Source organism: Brenneria goodwinii (assembly GCF_002291445.1).
GTDB lineage: Bacteria > Pseudomonadota > Gammaproteobacteria > Enterobacterales > Enterobacteriaceae > Brenneria > Brenneria goodwinii.
In genome coordinates, this window is record NZ_CP014137.1 from 772,200 (window position 1) to 795,599 (window position 23,400).

The following is a 23,400-nucleotide window of genomic DNA, read 5'->3' on the forward strand; positions in this document are numbered from 1 at the left end:
CGGGATAGCGGCTGATTATGACGCTATCCCGTTTTTTTTCGCGGGAAATGGGGCTAAACGAAAAGTTCGTGGTACAGCAGAACCAGTGCGGCGATAACGATGGTTACCGAGGTGAGGGCGATCGCGCCGTGGCTGATGTGTGACAGTATCTGGTGCCGGGCGGCGTTAAAGCGATAACGCATAACGGCGAAAGCGGCCATCATGCCGGCGACGCACAGCAGCAGGATACCGCAGGCGAACACCATGCGATCGTCGTCCGCTATGCCCACGCGAAAAAACAGCAGGCTGTTGATCAGCATCACAAACATGGTGCGCGACCAGGCCATACCGGTGCGCTGTGGTTGTAAACCGGGATCGCGCGTCGTTTCCACCGATGAATTAATCAAAAATAATGATTGCCGCCAGTGCGGCCGCAATCATAGTGATAAACAGCGTGACGGTCAGCAATAGCGGGGTATAAGGCATATCGCTTTCCTGACGCATGGCTTTTTCATTGCTGACCCAACGGCGATACGCCAGCGCGCCCAGCAGGGCGGCGCAGACAATCAGCAGCAGCGCCAGCCCTTGACGCACCATCGGCGAGGCGAGATGAACGGTGAATTGATCCACCGCCACCGCACCCGCCAGAAACGCCAGCGAGGTTCTGATCCAGGCGAGAAACGTACGCTCATTAGCCAGTGAAAATCGATAGTCAGGCGTTTTCCCCTGATGCCACCACGGTGTTTTTTCCTGCTTGGATGTCGTCATATTTATCGTCTGGGTATAGGTGGAACACTGTTTGATTCGTTCAACGGCCTTATATGGCCTGATGGGTCAGCAGGTCGACTTTGCTGGCGTCGGCAACGCGTTTGAGGTAACGGCTGACATTCGGTCCGAAGCTAATGTTTTTCACAATGGTCAACGAACGCAGAACCGGGAACAGAATAAAATCGGTGGTGGAGATATCCTGTTCATTTGCCAGCAGGGGTTCGAGTTCGGCCAACTTCTGCTGAGCCTCGGCAACCAGCGTCGGCGTTTTTGCGATCAGCGCCGCCAGATCGCCGAACGCTTTTTCTTCCCGCAGACGGTAGGCTTCACGCGCTTCCGGGGTGGACAGCTCTTTGAACTCCGCTTTGGTAAAGCGCGGCACCGCCAGATTGAATACCACGTCAGACGCCGCTTTACACCAGGCTTCAATGGCGGCCGCGACCGGCTTGTCGGCGATTAACGGTGCTTTGGTATTGTCGACATAATGCACGATATCCATACTTTCCGGCATGAAACTGCCATCCTCTTTCTGCAGGATAGGCACGACTTTGCGTCCGACCATCCGGGTAGGGGTTTCAACGTCGCCTTCCATAATAACGGACAGCTCAAAGGGAATCGCCTTCAGACCGAAAATCATTCTGGCTCTGACGCAGAACGGGCAGTGTTCATAGATGAAGAGTTTCATTTTTTGCACCTTAGTGATAGGAAAACAGCAGCATACAATCTTTATCCGATATAGCCGGTATTTTGCAAGTCGTCGTGTCGGTTTGCATCTATTGGGTATAGTCGGTCAGCCAGAATAATACCTGAAATAAAAAATGATCATGCGCCGGATCCGCTACCGATTTGTGACACCTTTTTACAGCACAACGCAGACCCGCGTTCGCCTCTATTTCGGGGTGGGGTTAGTCGCTTGCGCTCGAAATGCGTTAAAACGTTTCCCAATTATGGTCACCGTGCTTCGAAGCGCGGGCCGCCTTATCGACAAGTAACGTCTGCGATGGTGACGCCGCAGCGGGATGGGAAGGCCGCGGTGCGCTCACGGCGCCGTTTCCAGGTAACTGGAAGACGGCGACGGACTCCGTTAACTGGCGCGCCTGTTCTTCCAGCGACGCGGCGGCCGCCGCGGATTCCTGTACCAGGGCGGCGTTTTGCTGCGTGACGCTATCCATCTCGGTGACGGCCTGGGCCACTTGACCAATGCCGCGGCTCTGTTCTTCGGACGCCGAGGCGATTTCGCCCATCAGATTGGTTACGTGCGTGACCGACTGAACGATGCCGGTCATGGTCTCCCCGGCCAATGCCACCTGCCGGGAACCGTTATTAATCCGTTCTACGGATTCGGCGATCAGTGCGCCGATCTCTTTCGCCGCCTGAGCGCTACGCTGCGCCAGATTACGGACTTCCCCCGCGACCACCGCGAATCCACGCCCCTGTTCGCCTGCGCGCGCCGCTTCAACCGCCGCATTCAGCGCCAGAATATTGGTTTGAAAGGCGATGCCGTTAATCACGCTGGTAATGTCGGCTATTTTTTGCGAACTGGCGGTGATATCGCTCATGGTGACGACGACGTCATCGACCAGATGACCGCCTTTGTTCGCCAGCGAAGACGCCTCCTGCGCCAGCTTGTTGGCTTGCGTAACGTTGTCGGTATTCAGTTTTACCGTGGCGCCCAGCTGTTCCATACTGGCGGCGGTTTCCTCCAGCGCCGAGGCTTGCTGTTCGGTGCGGGATGAGAGGTCGCTATTGCCGGCGCTGATTTCGCCGGAGCCTTGATAAATCGACGTCGCGCTATCGCGAATAATCGTGACGGTGCGGATCAGACTTTCCTGCATATCGCGCAAATAGGGGATGAGTTGACCAATATTGTTGCGGCCAAAATCGGTGATGGCGTGGTGCAGCTGTCCTGACGACAGCGTTTGGAACTGCCTCTTTATTTGCTCCAGCGGCGCCAGCAGACAAGACACCAGGTAGCGATCGGTCAGGAACAGTATCAGCAATCCTAAAATCAGGGCGGCGATCAGCACGCGCTGACAGACTTTGACCAACTGATGGATTTGCCGGCTGTTCGTTTCGTCGTTAGCCAGCAGGCGTTCGGCATAGTCTTCTGTCGCTTTGCCGAATGCAATGCTGATCGGCGGGAGGGTGGTTCTTACCGCATACCGGTATTGTTCCACATCCTCCTGTTCAAGCAGCGCCGCCATATTGCGCATTTCACGGATAATGCTGGTCCAATGTTGAACGATGTCATTAACCAATTCCGGTGACACGCCGACCTGAGGCTGGGACTGAAAAAGCGTCAGATCATTTTGACTGATGTCGATGACATCCATGGCGGTCTTTAACATATTTCGCGCATTTTCTTTATCGCCGCTTTGATACAGATCGGCAACCATAAATAATCGAACCGCGGTACGAAAATAAGACTCTACCCCATGGCTCATAATACTGGTGTTTTTCTTCTGCAACTGACTGGTTTCCAGCAACTGGCTGACCTGACCAAGGGAGGATATCGCCATCCAGGAAACGCCGCCCCAGAGTAATAAGAAAAGGGCAAGGATAGTCAACAAGACTTTACGGATAGTTATATTTCTTAGCAATCGCATAAATGCATCCTGATTTGTTATGGTTGAATATCTATTTTTTCATTTAATTTCAACATGCTATGAAAGTGACTTTTGATATTTTGAGGCGGAGATAAATATTCTGGTGTCTCACGGAAGTTATCGGCACCAGAATTGATTTATTTCCTTAATTAGACGGAAATTTTTTAAAATAATGATCGCGTGAAGGTATTTGGAAAATATATTTAATGTGCGTTCTTAATTGGCACGCTTGTTGAATTTTATTCAATCGTTATATTGGCGGGTTTTACTCGCTTAATACTTCTAGTTGCAGAGCCGACGCTGGTGTCTGTGGTTGCGCATCGCCACAGACGCCGGCTCGATATTCTGTTTTAAGATGATGTCAGCCGTTGCAGCGTCGTCAATTGATCGACGGCATCGTGCATAGCGTCCATTCCCTTGGCGGCTTCTTTCAGGTGGCCCATATTAGTGGTTACGTTACGGCGCTCCTGGCTGGTTTCGGTGCTCATGGCCGCAATCTGATCGGCGGCGGTGATGCTTTTCGAGGCCATCTCCTGCGTGGTGCCGACCGTTTCGGCGGCAACGTGACGGATGCGCTCGATAGTGTCCACCGCCGAGCGGATATTTTGTCTGGTGGCGTCGGCCTGCTCCTTTGACGAGCGGGCCAGACGGCGAACTTCATCGGCGACAACCGCAAAGCCGCGGCCCGCTTCTCCGGCTCGCGCGGCCTCTACGGCGGCGTTAAGCGCCAGCAGGTTGGTTTGATCGGCAATGGCGCTGATGCCGACGGTAATCTGCGTGATGCCGAGGGAAATCTGTTCCAACTGGTTGAGTTCCTGCTCCAGATTATTTTGCGCGGTTCGCGTTTGCATTGCCGCCTCGCTGATGGCGCGAATGCTGGATTCCGCGATATCCAGCGTTTCCGTCTGGCGCGACGTGGCGTGCTCCAACTGCGGCAGCGTCGTCAACAGCGGATTGATCTCTTCCTGATAGGCGACCACCCGTTTGATAACGCCGGACTGGATACTGTGCATGGCTTCCCAACGGCGCAGCGCCCGCTGGGCATAGTGACCGGCGTATGCCGCGTAGTCGATGGGAAAGTGCGTCATGGCTTTGACATCGTGATCGAAAAACGCCAGCGCCGACAGCGTTTGGTTGATGGGAACGCCGAAAATTTCGCCAAAGCTGGAAAAACCGGCGGCCGGCACCTTATCAAAGAAACAGGCCTGATCCAGACTGGCGGCATTATTCATCCTGCGCAGCACGCAGTCGTTCAACAGCAGCCCCGCGGGTTTTCCTTTATCGGCAAGGAACTGCTGCCAGTCACGCCGGGTGGACGCCACAAAATCCGTTGCTTGCAGCAGATACAGGCGGTCGCCGAATTCCAGATCGCAGAAGAAAGCGATGCGGTCGGCCTGAATGGCGGCGATCGAGCGAATGAAATACTCATTGTCGACCTTCACCCCAAAGGTTTTCCCTTCCAGCTGTTTGCCGATTTGTTCCGGTTTGCAGCGCAGGTAATCCGATAGCGCGTGGATGATTGATTGAGGCCGCCCGCTGGCATCGAATACGGATTTGACGGTGCGGGCCACCGGATCGGCTTCGGCGATCAGCCAGCTTTGCGTCGTGGGTTCGAAGTTCTGGCTCTTGAACGGCGCAAAGGATTTTCCTTCCGCCATTTGGCAAAACACCAGCACCGCCTTGCCTTGTAATATGCCGTTGTCGTTGCCGATATAGGTGGCGCTGAAATCGAGATTGCCGCCGGCCGAACCGCCGATCGCCATGCAGGGAAAGCTGCCGCTGGCATACCATGCCTGCATCAGAAAGCCTTCGGAGGCCGAGAGTCCGTCGCAGTAGATCATGGCGAAAGTGCGATCGGCGGACAGCGCCATACCGACGTTGAGCCGTTCCAACTCCTGACGAATTGCCGCGATTCTCTGGCCGGCAGTGGCTTTTCCCTGAATATGCAGATCGATGACATGCACTTCATGCTGCGCGATCAGCGTTTGCGGCAGCCATAACCAACTTCCCTGTGTCCCGCTCATGTCACAATAGGTCGATATGCCGGGGCGGGCGCACAGCGCGCCGGTCGAGGAGAGGGCGAGTACCGTGAGATTGGCGTTCGCAAGCTGCTGCCAGGCGTTATTGACGCGGGAGAAATCGGCATCGGGGGGAACGAAGGTAAACAGCAGACCGGCTTTGTCGGCAATGCCAAGGCTGTTTAGCGAGGTGGGTAAGGTTTCACAGTTATAGACGCCGCTAACGGGCGATTTGGCGCCAAAAATAGTTGCTCCTGCACGGAAAGACGACAGTATTCCCATAGTAGTTCCCTCTCTTCAATTGAATCATGGAATAAAACGAATCATTGAATAGAAAGAGTCTAGCCTGCGGCGTATTTTCTGAATGCGCTACGGGTCACGTTTATCCGCGGCATGAATAGGCGGGAAGGCCGGGCGCGAGCTAAGCGGTAGCATGAAAATGGCGGTATCGCCGCGTATGCAGCTGTCTCTGAGTCGGCATCAATAACGGTGACCCAGAGATAGCCTTATGGGAGTAGGAAGGCGGTTTTAGCGGTTAGTCGCGAATGAATTTCACGCCGGGCTTTGCGCGTTCGTCCACGTTTAACTCAAATACATCCGGGCGGGCATAGTGACCAACTACATCAAAATCGTAGCGGGCGCGTTTAAGCTCTTCGGTATCGATTTCCGCGCTGAGCAGCCCGGACTCGTTTTTGAGCGGTCCGGCCAGAATATCGCCCAGCGGGCCGACGATCACGCTGCCGCCCTGAATCAACGGCCGGTTTTCGTCCCAGCCCGGTACGCTGATCCCCAGCTCTTTGGGCGAGGGTTGCACCTGACAAGCGCTGACCACGAAACAGCGGCCTTCATGCGCGATGTGCCTCATGGAGCACAGCCACATATCGCGTTCGTCGACCGTCGGCGCACACCAGATTTCCACGCCTTTGGCATACATGGCGGTACGCAGCAAAGGCATGTGGTTTTCCCAGCAGATGGCCGAGCCGATGCGTCCGGCTTCCGTCTCAACCACCGGCAGGGTGGAACCATCGCCCTGGCCCCAGATCAGCCGCTCGGTGCCGGTTGGCATCAATTTGCGGTGCTTCGCCGCCAGCCCCTGCGTGGGTTCAAAAAACAGCGATGAGCAATATAACGAACTGCCGGATCGTTCGATGACGCCGACAACCAACGATGCGCCGGTGCGGGCGGATAACCCGGCCAGCGCCTCGGTTTCCGCGCCGGGCACCGCAATGGCATTATCGAAATAGCGCGCGAACGCTTCCCGCCCTTCAGGTAATCGGTAACCGAGATGCGTGCCGAATATTTCGCCTTTGGGATAACCGCCGAGTACCGCTTCGGGTAAAACGACCAGCTTTGCTCCGCTGGCGGCGATGGCTTTTTCATAAGAAAGAATGAGTTTCAACGTATCGGCTTTACCGCCGGGCAACGCGCCGATTTGCAATGCGGCAACAATGGATTTGGCCATGTCAAAAACCTCTGAAGGGACGGATAAATGATGATATAGAATGCACTGTTACCAATGAAGAGTGAATGATTGCTAATCGATATGAATGATATGAATATCGCCAAGGCTGACCTGAATCTGTTAAAAGTGTTTGAAGCGCTGTATGAAGAGGGAAGCGCCAGCCGGGCGGCCATCCGTCTGCAGGTGACCCAGTCGGCGGTCAGCGCGTCGCTTTCCCGGTTACGCGAGCTCTACGGCGAGCAATTGTTTCAGCGCACCGAGCACGGTTTGGCGCCGACGCCGTTGGCCAGCCAGCTCAAGCCGGTCGTCACGGAAGCATTAAACCGATTCCGGCAAAGCCTGACGATGGTTTCTCCCCACTCTGACAGCTATGAAGGGCGGTCGGTGATCATCGGGCTTTCCGACGATTTTGAAATCGCCATTGGTTCCCGGCTGATCGGGATAATGGCTGAACGGGCGCCCAAACTCAGGTTGATTTTTCGTCAGACGCATAGCCAGATAGTGTCATCCGCGCTGATGGAGCGCACCATCGATATTGCCGTCACCTCCGGGGGCTTTTCCAGCCGCGCATTGAGTCACGAATGGATTGGGGAGGGGGAGTACGCCTGCCTGGTCGATCCTGACTTCCATCGCGCGGATGAGGTGATGGATCTGGATCGTTTTGTGGCAAGCGAGCATATCCTGATCTCATCGGGCGGTTTTATCGGCATTGTGGATGAGGCACTGGCGGCGGCCGGACTGAAGCGCAATATTGCGGCGTCGACCACCCATTTCGCTGCGTTGCCGTACCTGCTGAAAGGCTGTTCCGCCATCGCCACCATACCGGCGCACGCGGCGCGGGCGATTGTGCAAATCAGCGGGCTGCGCATGTTGCCTTGTCCGGTCAGTTTGCGCCGTTATCCCATTGAGGTCGGCTGGCGAACCACCGGCTCATTCGACAAAATCGAACTCAAGCTCAAAGGGGCGATTGAGGCGTGTTTCAAACAACCGTAGCCCGCAATACCGGACTTAGCCTGTTGATAAAATTAGAAATATCGCCATTAATGACCTCCACCCTGTCACCCCTTGCCAGGGGGAGGAGCCTGACAGACTCCCCTGTGTCGGGCGTGTGCGACGAGGTTGCATGAAAATGGCGGTATGGTGGCGCACGAAACTGTCTCTGAGTCCGCATAAAAATGTGACTAAGAAAAAGCCCTTGTTAGGGAGGCGCTGAACAGACTCCCTCCCCTGCGAAGGGGAGGGTTGGGGTGGGGTTAGAGCCGTCAAACTCGGCCCGCTGAGCCGGGCTCTGGTCGTCTGCGATCAGCCTTTGCGTAAACGAACCGCTAAGCCTTTTAGAAAATAGCGCAGCACCTGATCGCCGCATTCACGGTAGTTTTTATGGTCCGGCGCACGCAGCATGGCGGTCAGTTCCGGCTGCGACAGGCGGAAATTCTGCGCTTGCAGTATCTCCTGAATATCGGTGGTTTTCAGCGCAAACGCCACGCGCAGCTTCTTGAGAATAATGTTGTTGGTGATCCGGCGTTCTATTTTGGGGGCCGGGCGGCTGTCGTCTTTACCGCGCTTGTGAATAATCAGGCCGTCAAGAAACGCGCCCATCAGGATATCCGGGCAAAGCTGGTAGCCTTCTTCCTCTTCTTTCTTGACGAACCCCGCCATTTGCTGCGGCGTGACGCTGGTGTCCATTAGCGCCAAAATATCAATCAATTGCTCATTATTCAGGTTCAGCATGTAGCGCACGCTGCGCAATACATCATTATTTATCATTACCGGATTATTCCCGCCGTCTTATTCATGGCGGCTAGTATAAAGCGTTCCACGCGCAAACGCAGTAAGGGATGCCCCTGTAGTATCGCCGAATCGGGACAACTGTTGAACTGGCTGAGCGAACTGCGGACGCTGGAAAATAGATAGAGTGGTCATGGTTTTTACCTCAGGTCGTCGTCAATAACACCGTTATCCTTTATCTTTGTGAGGATAAAAAACAAGACGCTTTATTTATATCTTATTCCCGTATTTTCCGAGAAAAAAAGTCGGCAAAGCAAGTCATCAGGTAAAGAATAACCCGCCGCTGGCGGGGAGGGCTCATGGAGTAACGACGACGACCTGTAATCCGCCGGCCTGCCATGCGTCGAGCCGATGCCGCTGAGCCTGAGTCAGCGGGCTCGCGGTGACCAGCACCCAGAGTTTGTCGGCCTGAACTTCCGGCATGATGTCATCAAGCGAGGCGCCCAGCACATCGAAACGAAATGCGGCGGTGGACCGCTTCAGCGCTTCCAGCCACACTTCCGTGTGATCGCGTAAGTGCCAGCCGGCCAGAAAGGCGTCCTGTCCGCGGCGCCGGCGATTGCCTTGCAGACAAAACGCGCTGTATCCCATGATTTGACCGTCAAGGATTTCGCGCAGCGTGCGGACGGCGGCATGATTACTGCTCAGCCGCATCCGCAGCGGGCGTAATACGTTATCCACCAGCGCGGCGCGCGGATATTCGCGCCCCGTTTCGTAAATAAGATTGCGCAACGCGGACAGTTGGCCTTGCTGCAAATGCGCCAACATTTTTTCCTGTAGCTGGCGCCAGTTGTCCCCTGGCGTGTCGGTGTGGGCGCTGCCTGCCAGCAGTTGTTTGACCTGACCGATCGACACGCCCTTTTTCAGCCACACGAGGATCCGCTGGACCTGTTTCAGATCTTCATCATTATATAGCCGGTGGCCTCCCGGCGTGCGCTGCGGTTGCAACAGACCGTAACGGCGTTGCCAGGCGCGCAATGTGGCCGGCGTAATGCCGCATTGTTCAACGAATTCGCTGATGGTATAGATGGCCATAGATGCTTCACTAGACGATTTTTATGTATCGGTACTCTGAAAGTAACGTAGGGCTTAAAGTTGTACAAATGATTTATTTTGTACACTTTTGTGGGATTAGGCGAAAACTACCCCTGTGCGGCGTTTAAGCGCCCGGCGTCGGGCGCGTGCGATAACGCGGCATAAAAACGGTGGTAGTGCGGCTTTTTGCCTCGGCGTAACACGATTACCGGAAGATCATGGACGATGGCCGACGGTCAGCGGGTGTTTTCCTGGGTGTTCAGCGCCTGTTGTAGATCGTCTATCAGATCCTGCGGGTTTTCGATGCCGACGGACAGGCGTAACAGCTGAGGGGTAATGCCCTTTTGCAGCCGTATTTGCAACGGCACCGAGGCATGCGTCATGGCAAACGGCTGGCTAATCAGGCTTTCGACGCCCCCCAGACTTTCCGCCAGCGTGAACAGCAGGGTTTTCTGGATCACCGCGCGGGCATAGCCCTCGTCGCCCTGCAGGCGCACCGATATCATACCGCCCGCGGCGGACATCTGCCGCTGCGCCAACGCGTGCTGAGGGTGGCTGGACAGCCCCGGATAATAGACCTGCGCCACCTGCGGCTGCTGTTCCAGCCAGCGGGCGAGGGTCAGCGCGCTGGCGCTGTGCCGCTCAATACGCAACGCCAGCGTACGTATGCCGCGTAAGGTAAGAAAACTGCTGAACGGATCGAGGATCCCCCCCACGGCGTTTTGCAGATAGGCCAGCTGTGACGCCAGTTCGCGATCGCGGCCGACCACCGCAAGACCGGCAATCACGTCGGAATGGCCGTTCAGGTATTTGGTGGCGGAGTGCACCACGATATCGAATCCCAGCGCCAGCGGACGCTGCAGCGCGGGTGAGGCGAAGGTGTTATCCGCTACGCTGATAAGGCCATGCCGGCGGGCAATATCGGAAATCGCCGCCAGGTCCGCCAATTTCAGCAGCGGATTGGTCGGGGTTTCCACCCAAATCATACGGGTCTGCGGGGTAATGGCCTGTTCCAGCGCCCGCGTATCGGCCGGGTCAACATAGGTGACCTGTAGTCCGGCGGAGCGTTTACGCACGTTTTCCAGCAACCGCCAGGTGCCGCCGTAAAGATCGTCCACCGCCACGATATGGCTGCCGTGATCGAGCAACTCAAGGATCGTCGCACTGGCCGCCAGACCGGAGGCAAAGGCAAATCCCTGTATTCCGCCTTCCAACTGCGCAATGGCGGCCTCCAGCGCGCTACGGGTTGGGTTGCCGCTGCGGGAATATTCGTAGCCGGTATGCTCTCCCGGCGCATATTGCGCAAAAGTCGAGGTGGCGTAAATGGCCGGCATCACCGCGCCGGTGCTGTCCGGCGTGTAACCGGCGTGAACGGTTTGGGTATCAAAACGGCTCATAGCGTATTCCTTGTGAGTCAGAAACTTGTGGGTCGGAAAAACAGGTTTAGCGCAGCGCCTGACGCCAGTGGTTCAGGACATCGGTGCGGGTGATCAGGCCAAGAAAGCGTTCGTCGTCCAGAATGATGGCGACATGTCCGCGATCGAAAGTGGCGAGCAACTCATCGTGCGAGGCTCCTTTATCCAGAGTATTGACCCGATCGGACATAGCGTCACGGGCGGTAAGCGAGAAATGTTGCGCATTTTTTTTCAGGCTGTTGAGCAGATCCCATTCATCAATAATGCCCACCACGCGATCGTTTTCCAGCACCGGCAACTGTGAAATGTCGTACAGGCGCATACGGGCATGCACCACCGCCAGCGTATCATCGGGCGCAACCGACACCGTGGCGCCTTCATCGTGCCGATAGGTGATCAGATCGCGCAGATCGCCGTGCGGCGGGCGTTTAATCAACCCTTGTTCCACCATCCAGTAGTCGTTGAACATTTTGGAGAGATATTTATTGCCGCTGTCGCAGACCAGCGTGACCACCCGCTTGGCTTCGGTCTGCGCCCGGCAATAGCGCAGCGCGGCGGCCAGTAGCGTGCCGCTGGAGGAGCCCGCCAGCACGCCTTCTTTACGCAGCAGTTGCCGCGCCGCGCTAAAGGATTCGGCGTCGCTGATGGCATAAGCCTGTTTTACCCGGCTGAAATCGGCCAGTTCGGGAATAAAGTCTTCGCCGATCCCTTCCACTCGCCAGCTTCCGGCCTCTCCCACCGTACCCTGTTTTAGATAGTCGGTGAGGATAGAGCCTTGCGGATCGGCAAGTACGAATTCGGTATCGGGCGATACCTGCGAAAAATAACGGCTGAGGCCGCCCAGCGTGCCGCCGGAGCCGACGCCCACCACAATGGCGTCAATCTGTTGCTCCAACTGCCGCCACAGTTCCGGGCCGGTGGTGCGATAGTGCGCGTCCGGGTTGGCGGGATTGTTGAATTGATCGATGTAATAGGCGCCGGGAATCTCTTCCGTCAGCCGGCGGGCATAATCCTGATAATAATCCGGATGCCCTTTGGCGACGTCGGAGCGCGTCAGCAGCACTTCCGTCCCCAATGCCCGCAGATGGAAAATCTTCTCCCGGCTCATTTTGTCCGGCACCACCAGCACCAGCCGGTAGCCTTTCAGCGCCGCCACCAGCGCCAGTCCCAATCCCGTATTGCCGGCGGTGGCTTCAACGATGGTGCCTCCCGGTTTAAGCCGGCCTTGCTGCTCCGCATGTTCAATCATCGACAAGGCGACCCGATCTTTAATCGAGCCGCCGGGGTTTTGGTTTTCCAGCTTGATGAAAAGCCGGCACGGGCCGGTGTCGAAATGCGTTAGTTCAAGTAATGGCGTATGACCAATAAAATCAAGCACCGAAGTAGAGATTGCCATGTTTTTCCGCCTTGAAATAAATCACCAGACACCATATTAGATCTGCGGAAAAACCGGACGAACGAAATAAATCACCAATCAATATGCATATATGTAATATAAAATCCTGTTTGGCCGTATGGATGTACGGGGGTTCAGCGGTTTAGACGCATATACTTCCGGCGCAAATGCTATGCCGATACGCGCAATTCCAGCCTTGCGCTTCATGAAGATTCGCTATTTTGGTCAACACAAAGGCATATCCACTATTTGAATGAGCTTTTTCACTATTGGTATTTTACCTGGTTGCGTAAATCAGGATTAATACATCAATCAGGTTTAATACATTAGAGAGCGAATAGGGAAGGAGACATATTGCCTTATTTCGCTGATATCAATGACGCCGAATGTCGCAAGCGGCGAATATCGAATATATAAGAAGAGAGGATTAAATAATGTCCCATTATCGTTGTTGTAGCGATTCCACATTTTATTTAAGCGATTTTTATTGGCTACTGACCGGAGTCTGCTATGAGCAATATTACATCCCTGCCGATACTCGACCTGTCGCAGCTTGACGCAACGCCTGAACATCGGGCCGCTTTTCTGGCGAAACTGAATCGAGCCGCCCGTGACGTCGGCTTTTTCTATCTGGTTCATCATGGCGTCAGCGACGCGCTGCAACAGCAGGTGCAGCAAACGGCGAGAGCGTTCTTTGCGTTGCCGGACGCGGAAAGACAGCGTGTCGCCATGATTCACTCCCCCCATTTTCGCGGCTATAACCGGGCCGGTTCTGAACTAACACGCAGTCAGCCGGACTGGCGCGAGCAGTTTGATATCGGGGCTGAACGTCCTGCGTTGCGACTGTCGGCAAACGATCCCGGCTGGCTGCGGCTACAGGGGCCGAATCTCTGGCCTGCGGCGCTGCCCGAGTTGAAAACCACGCTGTTGCAATGGCAACAGGAGATGACCGGGATGTCGCTGCGCCTGCTGCGGGCGTTCGCCGAAGCGCTGGAGTTGCCCGCCAACGCCTTTGATGCGCTGTATGGCGAGAAACCTAACGAGCATATCAAGTTGATTCGTTATCCCGGTCAACCGGGCGGCGGCAGCCAGCAGGGCGTCGGCGCGCATAAGGATTCTGGTTTTCTCAGCTTTTTATTACAGGACAACCAGCAGGGGCTTCAGGTGGAAATCGAACCCGGACGCTGGATCGACGCGCTGCCGCTGGCGGGATCTTTTGTGGTTAATATCGGCGAACTGCTGGAATTGGCGACCAATGGTTATCTGCGGGCGACGGTTCATCGGGTCGTTTCGCCGCCGGCCGGTAAGGAACGCCTGTCCATCGCCTTTTTCCTCGGCGCGCAGTTGGACAGCGTCGTACCGATCTATCAATTACCCGACCATCTTGCCGTGAACGCGCTGGGGCCGACCAGCGATCCCCTGAACCCCCTGCTGCGCGACGTGGGCTGGAACTATCTCAAGGGCCGTTTACGTTCTCATCCTGATGTCGCCAGCCGTTATTACGGTGATGTCTTACAAACCAAAGAAAGCATAACCATCTAAAAATAAGGAAGCTGCGTATGAAAAAGCATGTCATTTTCTCTTTGGCAGGGGTGGCGTTATCCGTAAGTATGGCATTTTCGGCTCAGGCGGCGGACGCGCTGCGGGTGGCGGCAGATCCGGTGCCGCATGCCGAGATTCTGGCGCAGGTGAAAAAAATCGATCCGTCTCTGGATCTGAACGTGGTGGAGCTGACCAGCGGCGTTAACGCCAACGAATTGCTGGCGCATGGCGACGTGGACGCGAACTATTTCCAGCATGTGCCTTACCTGCGCGATCAGGAAAAAGCCCTGGGTAAAGAGTTTGTCGTCGCCGCAACGGTACACATCGAACCGCTGGGCATTTACTCCAGAAAACATAAAGCGCTGAACGATGTGCCGGACAATGCCACCGTGGCGGTGCCGAATAACGTCACCAACCTCAGCCGCGCGCTCTATCTGTTGCAAAGTCACGGGCTGATAAAGCTGAAGAGCGGCTATGACGATCCGGCAAAAGATCAGGCGACGCCGAAAGATATCGCTGAAAATCCCAAGCATCTGCAAATCAAGGAAATCGAAGCGGCGCAAATTCCCCGCTCGCTGGATGACGTCGATCTGGCGGTGATAAACGGCAACTATGCGTTGGAGGCCGGGCTGGTGCCGGCGAAAGACTCGCTCGGTCTGGAAAGCGCCAATAATAATCCCTATGCCAATATTCTGGTGACCACGCCGGCGCTGAAAGACGATCCGCGCATCAAACAGTTAGCCAAGGATCTGGAATCCAGCCAGATAGCGGACTTTATCAATAGCCGTTACAACGGATCGGTTATTCCGGTAGCAGGGCAAAAATAATGATCGTCATTGAACAGCTTGGGAAGTCTTACTCCGATAACGTCCGACCCGCGCTGGATAACGTATCGTTGACCATTCCCGATGGTTCAATCTACGGCATTCTGGGGCGAAGCGGCGCAGGGAAGAGTACCTTAATCCGCTGTCTCAATCTGCTGGAACGGCCCACATCGGGCCGTATTCTGATGGACGGGCGGGACATTACCACGCTGTCGCCGCAGGAACTGCGCCTGCATCGCCAACGCACCGGGATGATCTTTCAGCATTTTAATCTGCTGCATGCCCGCAACGTACAGGATAACGTGGCGGTGCCGTTGGAAATTGCCGGCGTAGCCAGAAAGGAACGGGCGGCCAGGGTGAAAGAGCTATTGGAGCTGGTGGGGTTAAGCGACAAGGCGCGGGCTTTTCCGTCACAGCTTTCCGGCGGACAAAAACAGCGTGTCGGGATTGCGCGGGCGCTGGCCGCACGGCCGCACTATCTGCTGTGCGATGAGGCCACCAGCGCGCTCGATCCGGAAACGACGGAATCGGTGCTGGCGTTGCTGGCGGATATCAACCGTCAGTTAGGGTTGACTATCGTCCTTATCACCCATGAGCTGGCGGTGGTCAAGGCCATCTGCGACAACGCCGCCTTACTGGAAGCGGGGCAGGTGGTGGAAAGCGGTTCGTTGCGCGCGCTGCTCTCCGATCCCGATTCACGCTTGCGTAAGGCGTTACTGCCGGATTATGCGGCTGAACGGGCATTTTTACAGCGCCATGGCGTGGAGGATATCCGCTTATGCAAAGTCGCCTGAGTTGGGAGGATTTCTTCCCGCTGATGCTGAACGCTACGCTGGAAACGCTCTATATGGTGGGGCTGGCGGCGCTGTTCACGGTGTTGATCGGTTTACCGACGGGGGTTGTGCTGTTTATCAGCCGTCACGACGGCATATTGCCGCTGCCGTGGATAAACCGCGTGCTGGGCGGCATTATCAACGTTGGCCGTTCGTTGCCGTTTGTGGTGTTGCTGATTGCGCTGATCCCGTTTACGCGGCTGATCGTCGGAACCACGTTGGGCAGCACGGCGGCGGTGGTGCCCATTACGATTGGCGCGTTTCCCTTCTTTTCCCGGGTGGTGGAAAATGCGCTGGACGAGGTCGATCGCGGACGGGTTGAGGCTATTCTGTCCATGGGGGGCACCGCCTGGCATGTGGTCAGCAAGGTGCTGCTGCCGGAAGCGCTGCCGGCCATCCTCGCCGGTATTACCCTGACGGTGGTGATGCTGATCGGCTTTTCGTCCATGGCCGGGGTGATCGGCGGCGGCGGGTTGGGGGATCTGGCGATCCGCTATGGTTACCAGCGTTTTAACGACCAGGTGATGGCCGGTACGGTCATTGTGCTGATTGCGTTGGTCCAGTTGGTGCAGTCGTTTGGCGATCGCATCGTACGCTCTCTGGCCTATCGGCGTTAGTTCAGCGCGTCGTTATCCGCCGGCGGCGGCGACTCGGCCCTATCGCATTTCACGTCCCAAGGCGCGACGCCGCCGCGTTCAAAACCGCGCCGGGCCGGGTTTGCCCCCGTCGTCTGGTTATCCTGACCCGCAGGGGCGGCGGCAATCGCCGCTGTTATCGCGCTTGCGAACTCGCGGCGCTAGACATCAGATCCTTTTGGGCAACGCATCAATGTAGGGCTGAATTTCCTCTCTGTTCTTCAACACAATTTTCGTGCCGGCCGGTTCGGCGGACGCTTTTACCGGCAGGCCCAGGCGCTTCAGCGTGTGATACAGGAAAGCCTGCCGGCAGCTTAGCGCGACCTCGCCGTCTTGCATGCCGTAGTCCAACTCCAGAACGCGCCGGTAGGTAGGGGAAATATCCGGATGCGGGGCTAAAACCAGCGTCAGGATGGTATTCCACTGTTTATCGGCGGCGGGATCTATCTGAGACGGCTCAACGCTGTCAATACGTAAAATGCGCGTAAGCACGAAGTCGCAGAATTGCTGCTGGGTGTGGCAGAAAGCGCGTACATGCCAGCGGCAGCCATCATATCCCAGGGCATGAGGGGAGAGTAACCTCGGCGATTCGTCCAGGGAGGCGGTCGACTGATAGCTGGCCTTAATCGCCATCTTCTGCCTAATCGCTTTTACGATGGTTTCGACCGTCTGCTCGTTGAGTGCGCGTGATGGATAATGCGCCCAGTCAATTTCGGGCGCTGAGCCAATAAAACTGGCGTCAGGCTCCAATATGCCCGTTTCGGTGGCCAATAACTCTTCCAGATAACGCTGTGCCGAACTTTGCGGATAGATCGGGGAAAAATTCGGTGCCGCGGTATAGGTTTTGGCGCTGCGATCGTAAACCAGATTATCAGGCGCGATTTCCATGTATTTGGAAATGTCGAGTGACGCTTGTGGAATCGATAGGCCGAAAAAAGCGGTCAGGTCCGTTCGGTTGATGTTTCCTTCCCAACGAAGCCGAAAGTCAATGAACTGGAGGCGACGCTCCAGGCCCCAGCTCCGTCCTTTAGGGGCACGCTCTGGATTGGTTTTAGAACTTTTAGGTATATGCATATAAATAATAGATGGATCTAATTACTAGACGGATATAAAAAGTAGTCGTATGATAATTATACGCTAAAACTACTTTTCAGTCCATGAGAGGTACTTAGACGCCAGAGTCTGCCATCTCTTCGCGAGCAACGCGACATTATTCTCATTGGGTTCGGTGATCGATCGCTGAGCTATTGCCATAGATAAATTTTATTAATCCTATGAATATTGGGAGCTGTTGTGATGCCCCTATTTAATGCACGGCTGCATCATTTTTATCTTCAGTGGAATAAATGGTTAATAAGTTTTGTTTCTTTAGGTTGTCTAGGATATGCGCACGCGTCCGTATCGGATTATGACGCGTTAATCATTCAGGCCCGCCAGGGAAATACCGCCGCAGCGACGGCGTGGCTTGATTGGCAATCACGCCAGCGTTTGTTGACGGTAAATGAAGTCGCCGACTGGCTGCAAATCAACGGTTGGGCAGGGAATGATAATGAAGTTATCAGACTGTGGCAGCGCTACCGCCACGTAATGGTATTGCCCGATCGCGCCATCACCGCGGCGGCTAAATCCTATCGTAATCTCGGTCAATGGCCGCAATCCCTTGCGTTATGGCGCATGGCTTTGCAACGTTCGCCAAATAATGACGATGCGCTGAGCGGCCTGATTATGACGCTCTCAGATGCCGGGCGGCACGGAGAAGCGCTGCATCTGGCGTCAACGCGCGTCCAGCGCGCGCCTAGCGCGGCGCACTGGGGAGAATTGGCGTGGGTGCAGAACGCGGCGGGGCTCCATGAAGATGCCCTGGCCTCAATCTCCCAGGCGATTCAGCGCTCGCCTCAAAATCCCCAACTGTTGCGCGACTACAGCGCCGTTCTGGCCAACAATCGCGTCAGCAGGCCGGCGCTGACGATCGGCCGGCAGGGGGAATTGCCTCCCGCGGCGCTGCGTCAGCGCCAGTCTGACGCCGCCGCCGAATTGGTGCGCATGGCCTTCCTTCCCAGCGTTACCGAACGTGAGCGCTTTGCCGTGGCGGATCGCGCGCTGGCAAGCTATGAAACTTTACTGACACGCTGGCGCGCAGATCCTGAGGCGCAGGATGACTATCGCCGCGCCCGTATCGATCGGCTGGGGGCGTTGCTGGCGCGCTACCGCATGGATGAGGTGGTAGCGGAATATGAAGACTTACGCCGCGCAGGCGATATTCCCGCCTATGCCCGGCTTTGGGCCGCTTCCGCCTACCTTTATCTGCGGCACCCTGATAAAGCGGAACAGCTCTATCTTGCGGTGCAGCGCGATGCGCCGCAGGAAATGCGGCAGCCAGAGGAGCATAGCAATCTTTTCTATAGCATGGCGGAAAACGGACAGATCGCCCAGGCGCAGCGGCAGGCGAATCAACTTAGCCGCAACGCTCCCTACTATCGTCATCTCTATGGATCGCCGGTGCCGGTGCCGAATGATGAATGGCTGGCGGCTCAGCAGCTACTGACTCAATCCATGTTGTTACGCGACGCGCTTGCGCAGGCGCAGCGCAATATTGAACGGCTGGCCAGTACCGCGCCGGGCAATCAGGGGCTGCGCATTGATTTAGCGGATATTTACCTGATGCGGGGATGGCCGCACCGGGCGGAAATGGAATTGAAACTGGCTGAAGGGCTGGGGCCTCGCAATATACGGCTGGAGACGCGACAAGGGCTGGTCGCGCTGGATTTGCAAGAGTGGCGTCAGGCCGATCTGCTCGCCGATGACGTGATGGCCCGCTCCCCGGAGGATAGCAGCGTACAGCGCTTTGAACGTTTGCGCCGGGTGCATCACATGGCTGAATTACGCATCAACGCCAGCCGGGGCATAAAATCCGACAGCCCTGTCGCCGGCGCGCATGACACCAATATCGATACCGTGCTCTACAGTCCGCCGCTCGCCGACAACTGGCGGCTGTTCTCCGGGTTCGCCTTTAATCAGGGAGAGTTTGAAGAGGGGCGGGGAATTAACCGTCATGTGCGCGGCGGCGTGGAGTTCACTAACCGGGTCAATTGGCTGGAAGCGGCAATGTCGGGGCAGAACTATGGCCGCGGGCAAAAAATAGGCGCCCGCCTTTCCGGCTGGCATGACGTTAGCGACAGTTGGCGCATCGGCGCAAGCGCGGAGCGGTTGATGGCGCGTACCCCGTTACGGGCGTTGACCAACGGCGTAACGGCAAACGGCGCAGAGGCCTATCTCCGCTGGCGGCCGAGCGAAAGTCGGGAATGGCGATTGGCCCTCGCGCCGGGATGGTTTTCCGATGGCAACCGGCGCTTCGAATATCGCCTTGAGGCGAAAGAAAGACTTTATAGCTCATCTTTTCTGACCTTGGATTTCACCCCGTCGCTGAGCGGCAGTCACAACCGCCGGTCTGATGTCGCTTACTACAGCCCGCGCAATGATGCGGCGCTGCTGCCCGCGCTGACGCTCGACCATTTGCTGTATCGCCATTATCAGACGGAATGGCATCAGGAAGTGGTCGCCGGAGCGGGCAGTTACTGGCAAAAGGGCGAATCGCACGGCGCTATCACCACACTCGGATACGGTCAACGCGTGCTGTGGAACGACGTACTCGAAGCCAGAGTGATGGTGAATTGGGACAAACGTCCTTATGACGGTGTGCGCGAACAGAATTTATCGCTGTCTTTCGATCTTAATTACCGCTTTTGAAGGGCTGATGATGTTTTTGATACCTTTGCGTTGCTTATTGATTCTTGCCGCGATGTTGGTTATCACCGCCTGCTCACGGACCGATCGCCCGCCATTTACCGCCCCGGCGGAGCGCCCGCTGGCGGCTAACGAGCAGGAATGGCCGGCCAATCACTACGTTGTGCTGGCTTATCATGATGTTGAAGATGATGGCGCGGATCAACAGTTTATGTCGGTGCGGACCAGCGCACTCAATGAACAGTTCGTCTGGCTGCGGGAAAACGGTTACCAGCCGGTATCGGTGGACGATATTCTCCGCGCGCGGTCAGGCGGCAAGCCATTGCCCGCGAAAGCGGTATTGCTCACTTTTGATGACGGTTACAGCAGCTTTTACCGCCGGGTGTACCCCCTGCTGAAGGCTTACCGGTGGCCGGCCGTACTGGCGCCGGTGGGTGCGTGGTTAGATACGCCGGAAGGCCAGGCGGTGGACTTCGGCGGGCAACCGACGCCGCGCGATCGATTCCTTTTCTGGCTTCAGGTACGTGAAATGTCGCAATCCGGGCTGGTGGAGATCGGCGCGCACACCTACGCGCAGCATAAGGGACACGTGGCGAATCCGCAGGCGAATATGGAGCCGTATGCGGTGAGTCGTGGCTATGACCCGCACGCGCGGCGGTATGAAAGCGTAGCCGACTATCGCCGGCGAATTAACGACGATGTGGCGCTTATCACGCAGCGAATTAGCGACGCGACAGGCAAGGCACCCCGTGTCTGGGTCTGGCCCTATGGCGCAGCGGGGGGCGAGGCGCTGAAAATCGTCAGGCAGCATGGTTATCAGATGGCGTTGACGCTTGAGAAAGGGCTGGCGTCGACCGATGAGCCGTATAACGTTCCGCGTATTCTTGTCGCCAACAACCCGGAGCTCAGGCAGTTTGCGCAGATGGTGGTTGATGTCCGGCAGCAGGAAAGCATGCGGGTAGCGCATATCGATCTGGACTATGTTTACGATCCCGATCCGGTACAGCAGGCGAGCAATCTGGATCAACTGGTGCAGCGGGTCGCCGATCTCGGCATCAATACGGTTTTCTTGCAGGCGTTCGCCGATCCGCAGGGCGACGGCAATATACGCTCCCTCTATTTCCCCAACCGCTGGTTACCCGTCAGAGCCGACCTGTTTAACCATGTCGCCTGGCAGCTCATCACGCGCGCCCATGTGGAGGTCTATGCCTGGATGCCGGTGTTGGCTTTTGACGTTGACGATCAAAAGGCGGCGCGAGTTGAAAAAATCGATCTTGCCAGCGGTCAACGCCATATAGACGCGCAGCAATACAAACGCCTGTCGCCCTGGAATAGCGAGAACCGGCGGCGCATCATTGAAATTTATGAAGATCTTGCCTCTCATGCGTTGTTTGACGGCATTCTGTTCCATGACGATGCCGTGCTCGCCGATGATGAAGATGCCAGTGCTGATGCGCTTCGCGCCTATCAGGCGGCGGGGTTTCCAGAGACTATCGCCGCCATTCGCCAGGATCCGCAGCTTTTCTCCCGCTGGACTCGTTTTAAAAGTCAGACGTTGGTTGAATTCACCCAGACGCTGGCGGCGCACGTACGCGATATCCGCGGACCGCAGATAAAAACGGCCCGCAATATTTTCGCTCTGCCGATCCTGGAACCGGAAAGCGAAGCGTGGTTCGCGCAGAATCTGGATGATTTTCTCGCCGCCTATGACTGGACCGCGCCAATGGCCATGCCGCTGATGGAGAATGTACCGTTAAATGAGAGCAACGCCTGGTTGGAAAAACTGGTGCGCACTGTCGGTCAGCGACCGGGCGCGCTAAGCAAAACGGTATTTGAGCTTCAGGCCAGGGATTGGCGTACACCGGAAGAACGCTGGCTGAGCGCTGAGCAACTGACCGAGTGGATGAAGACGTTGCAGATTAATGGAGCACAGAGTTATGGCTATTACCCAGATAATTTCTTGACGGACCAGCCCGAGCTGAACGTTATTCGTCCCGAATTTTCATCAAGATGGTATCCGCTGCCATGATAGATCGTATTGTCGCCTTCTTCATATTGTGCCTGGTGCTGAGCATTCCACTCGGAATTGCCGTCGTCTTCACCGGTGAAATAATGCTGTACTTCATTTTCCTCTGGCCGCTGTTTATGTCGGGACTCTGGATGTCCGGCGGTCTTTATTTCTGGTTTCACTACGAACGCCACTGGCGGTGGGGTGAAGACGTGCCTCCGCCGGCGTTGCAGGGGGAGCCGCTGGTGTCCATTTTGATCCCTTGCTACAACGAAGGGCCCAACGTGCGCGAAACCATAGAGGCGGCGCTATCCCAGCGCTATCAGAACATTGAGGTCATCGCCATCAATGACGGTTCTAAAGATGATTCGGCTGAAGCGCTTAATCAACTTGCGGGCGAATATGACAAGCTGCGGGTTATTCATCTGGCAAGTAATCAGGGTAAAGCCGTGGCGTTGCAGACAGGCGCCGCGGCGGCAAAGAGCGACCTGCTGGTGTGTATTGATGGTGATGCGTTGCTTGATCGTGATGCGGTGGCTTATCTGGTCGCGCCTTTGCTTGATAATCCCCGAGTGGGGGCGGTGACCGGCAACCCTCGTATTCGCACGCGTTCTACGTTAATCGGCCGTGTGCAGGTTGGTGAGTTTTCCTCGATCATCGGCCTGATTAAGCGCACTCAGCGTGTTTACGGCATGATTTTCACCGTTTCGGGCGTGGTTGCGGCATTTCGCCGCCGGGCTTTGGCTGATGTCGGCTACTGGAGTCCGGATATGATCACCGAAGATATCGACATCAGTTGGAAATTGCAGCTACGCCACTGGTCAGTATTTTTTGAGCCAAGGGCGCTTTGCTGGATCCTAATGCCGGAAACGCTAAGGGGACTGTGGAAACAACGGCTGCGCTGGGCGCAGGGCGGCGCGGAAGTGTTTTTGAAGAATCTGCGCAATCTATGGTCCTGGCGTTATCGCCGTATCTGGCCGCTGTTCTTTGAATACAGCATTTCGACGATCTGGGCCTTTACCTATGCCATTAGCATCATTCTTTTCTTCCTCGGCCAGGTAATTGATATTAATGAAAATATCAGGGTGCAGAATTTGTTTCCGCCGGCTTTTACCGGCATGGTGCTGGCCGTAACCTGTTTATTGCAATTTTCGATCAGCTTGCTGATTGACCGGCGTTACGAGAAAAACCTGGGGAAATCGCTCTTCTGGGTAATCTGGTATCCGATGGTTTATTGGATGCTAAGTCTATTTACCAGTCTGGTTAGCTTTCCGAAGGTCATGCTGAAAGCGCGGCGTCAGCGTGCCCGCTGGGAAAGTCCCGATCGCGGTATTGAAAAGGGGTAAT

The 23,400-nt window shown here is 56.0% G+C and carries 19 protein-coding genes; 8 read left to right on the forward strand and 11 right to left on the reverse strand.

The features are described 5' to 3' along the window. Positions 1 to 53: 53 nt before the first annotated feature. The 6 genes from ACN28R_RS03470 to ACN28R_RS03495 form a co-directional block, all read right to left on the reverse strand. Entirely contained in the window at positions 54 to 386 is a 333-nt protein-coding gene (locus ACN28R_RS03470; RefSeq protein ID WP_375153879.1) for a DUF202 domain-containing protein, read from the reverse strand. Beyond that, on the reverse strand, positions 379 to 747 hold the full coding sequence (locus ACN28R_RS03475) for a YidH family protein (protein WP_095833591.1): 369 nt from the start codon (positions 745 to 747) through the stop codon (positions 379 to 381). Before ACN28R_RS03475 ends, ACN28R_RS03470 begins: the two co-directional genes overlap by 8 nt. A 49-nt stretch (positions 748 to 796) precedes the next feature. Beyond that, positions 797 to 1,432: a glutaredoxin 2 gene (grxB, locus tag ACN28R_RS03480; RefSeq protein ID WP_048638154.1), complete on the reverse strand. Its 636-nt coding sequence runs from the start codon at positions 1,430 to 1,432 to the stop codon at positions 797 to 799. A gap of 244 nt (positions 1,433 to 1,676) precedes the next feature. Next, positions 1,677 to 3,353 carry a methyl-accepting chemotaxis protein gene (locus ACN28R_RS03485; RefSeq protein WP_095833592.1) on the reverse strand — a complete coding sequence of 559 codons (1,677 nt, stop codon included), beginning with the start codon at positions 3,351 to 3,353 and terminating at the stop codon, positions 1,677 to 1,679. A 350-nt stretch (positions 3,354 to 3,703) separates the two neighbouring features. Next, a complete protein-coding gene (locus tag ACN28R_RS03490; protein WP_095833593.1) occupies positions 3,704 to 5,653 on the reverse strand; it encodes a methyl-accepting chemotaxis protein in 1,950 nt (649 codons plus the stop codon). A gap of 253 nt (positions 5,654 to 5,906) precedes the next feature. Next, the gene (locus ACN28R_RS03495) at positions 5,907 to 6,833 is read right to left on the reverse strand and encodes a carbon-nitrogen hydrolase family protein (RefSeq protein ID WP_095833594.1); all 927 of its coding nucleotides are present in this window, start codon (positions 6,831 to 6,833) and stop codon (positions 5,907 to 5,909) included. An 81-nt stretch (positions 6,834 to 6,914) separates the two neighbouring features. On the opposite strand from ACN28R_RS03495, the gene ACN28R_RS03500 reads away from it, so the two are divergent. After that, on the forward strand, positions 6,915 to 7,826 hold the full coding sequence (locus tag ACN28R_RS03500; RefSeq protein WP_095833595.1) for a LysR family transcriptional regulator: 912 nt from the start codon (positions 6,915 to 6,917) through the stop codon (positions 7,824 to 7,826). Positions 7,827 to 8,135: 309 nt separating this feature from the next. Here the strand turns inward: ACN28R_RS03500 and ACN28R_RS03505 are convergent, their stop codons facing one another. The 4 genes from ACN28R_RS03505 to ACN28R_RS03520 all read right to left on the reverse strand — a co-directional run bounded on the left by ACN28R_RS03505 (position 8,136) and on the right by ACN28R_RS03520 (position 12,467). Next, positions 8,136 to 8,600 carry a YehS family protein gene (locus ACN28R_RS03505; RefSeq protein WP_048638159.1) on the reverse strand — a complete coding sequence of 155 codons (465 nt, stop codon included), beginning with the start codon at positions 8,598 to 8,600 and terminating at the stop codon, positions 8,136 to 8,138. A 318-nt stretch (positions 8,601 to 8,918) separates the two neighbouring features. Beyond that, positions 8,919 to 9,656, reverse strand: a complete 738-nt coding sequence (locus ACN28R_RS03510) for a MerR family transcriptional regulator (RefSeq protein ID WP_048638160.1) — start codon at positions 9,654 to 9,656, stop codon at positions 8,919 to 8,921. 236 nt (positions 9,657 to 9,892) lie between these two features. Beyond that, positions 9,893 to 11,053: a trans-sulfuration enzyme family protein gene (locus tag ACN28R_RS03515; protein WP_095833596.1), complete on the reverse strand. Its 1,161-nt coding sequence runs from the start codon at positions 11,051 to 11,053 to the stop codon at positions 9,893 to 9,895. Positions 11,054 to 11,099: 46 nt separating this feature from the next. Next, positions 11,100 to 12,467, reverse strand: coding sequence for a pyridoxal-phosphate dependent enzyme (locus ACN28R_RS03520; RefSeq protein ID WP_095833597.1), 1,368 nt, complete (start codon positions 12,465 to 12,467; stop codon positions 11,100 to 11,102). 510 nt (positions 12,468 to 12,977) lie between these two features. Between ACN28R_RS03520 and ACN28R_RS03525 the strand changes: the two genes are divergently transcribed. From ACN28R_RS03525 to ACN28R_RS03540, 4 genes are read left to right on the forward strand one after another with little or no spacing between them, the layout of a single operon-like run. Next, positions 12,978 to 14,009 carry an isopenicillin N synthase family dioxygenase gene (locus ACN28R_RS03525; protein ID WP_095833598.1) on the forward strand — a complete coding sequence of 344 codons (1,032 nt, stop codon included), beginning with the start codon at positions 12,978 to 12,980 and terminating at the stop codon, positions 14,007 to 14,009. Between the two features lie 17 nt (positions 14,010 to 14,026). Beyond that, the gene (locus ACN28R_RS03530) at positions 14,027 to 14,836 is read left to right on the forward strand and encodes a MetQ/NlpA family ABC transporter substrate-binding protein (protein ID WP_095833599.1); all 810 of its coding nucleotides are present in this window, start codon (positions 14,027 to 14,029) and stop codon (positions 14,834 to 14,836) included. Beyond that, complete coding sequence (locus tag ACN28R_RS03535; protein WP_095833600.1) at positions 14,836 to 15,627, forward strand: methionine ABC transporter ATP-binding protein; 792 nt, start codon at positions 14,836 to 14,838, stop codon at positions 15,625 to 15,627. The genes ACN28R_RS03530 and ACN28R_RS03535 overlap by 1 nt, the downstream gene beginning before the upstream one ends. Continuing rightward, positions 15,612 to 16,283, forward strand: a complete 672-nt coding sequence (locus tag ACN28R_RS03540; protein WP_048638165.1) for a methionine ABC transporter permease — start codon at positions 15,612 to 15,614, stop codon at positions 16,281 to 16,283. Before ACN28R_RS03535 ends, ACN28R_RS03540 begins: the two co-directional genes overlap by 16 nt. Before the next feature lie 186 nt (positions 16,284 to 16,469). Here ACN28R_RS03540 and ACN28R_RS03545 read toward each other — a convergent pair whose 3' ends face one another. After that, on the reverse strand, positions 16,470 to 17,375 hold the full coding sequence (locus ACN28R_RS03545; RefSeq protein ID WP_095833601.1) for a BrxR family helix-turn-helix transcriptional regulator: 906 nt from the start codon (positions 17,373 to 17,375) through the stop codon (positions 16,470 to 16,472). Between the two features lie 222 nt (positions 17,376 to 17,597). Between ACN28R_RS03545 and pgaA the strand changes: the two genes are divergently transcribed. Genes pgaA through pgaC form a run of 3 tightly spaced genes read left to right on the forward strand, consistent with a single transcriptional unit; the run spans position 17,598 to position 23,399 of the window. Continuing rightward, positions 17,598 to 20,048: a poly-beta-1,6 N-acetyl-D-glucosamine export porin PgaA gene (pgaA, locus tag ACN28R_RS03550; protein WP_095833602.1), complete on the forward strand. Its 2,451-nt coding sequence runs from the start codon at positions 17,598 to 17,600 to the stop codon at positions 20,046 to 20,048. Positions 20,049 to 20,058: 10 nt separating this feature from the next. Beyond that, the gene (gene pgaB / locus ACN28R_RS03555) at positions 20,059 to 22,074 is read left to right on the forward strand and encodes a poly-beta-1,6-N-acetyl-D-glucosamine N-deacetylase PgaB (RefSeq protein ID WP_095833603.1); all 2,016 of its coding nucleotides are present in this window, start codon (positions 20,059 to 20,061) and stop codon (positions 22,072 to 22,074) included. After that, positions 22,071 to 23,399 (forward strand): poly-beta-1,6-N-acetyl-D-glucosamine synthase, encoded by a 1,329-nt coding sequence (gene pgaC, locus ACN28R_RS03560; RefSeq protein ID WP_048638168.1) that lies wholly within the window; start codon positions 22,071 to 22,073, stop codon positions 23,397 to 23,399. Before pgaB ends, pgaC begins: the two co-directional genes overlap by 4 nt. Position 23,400: the final 1 nt, after the last annotated feature.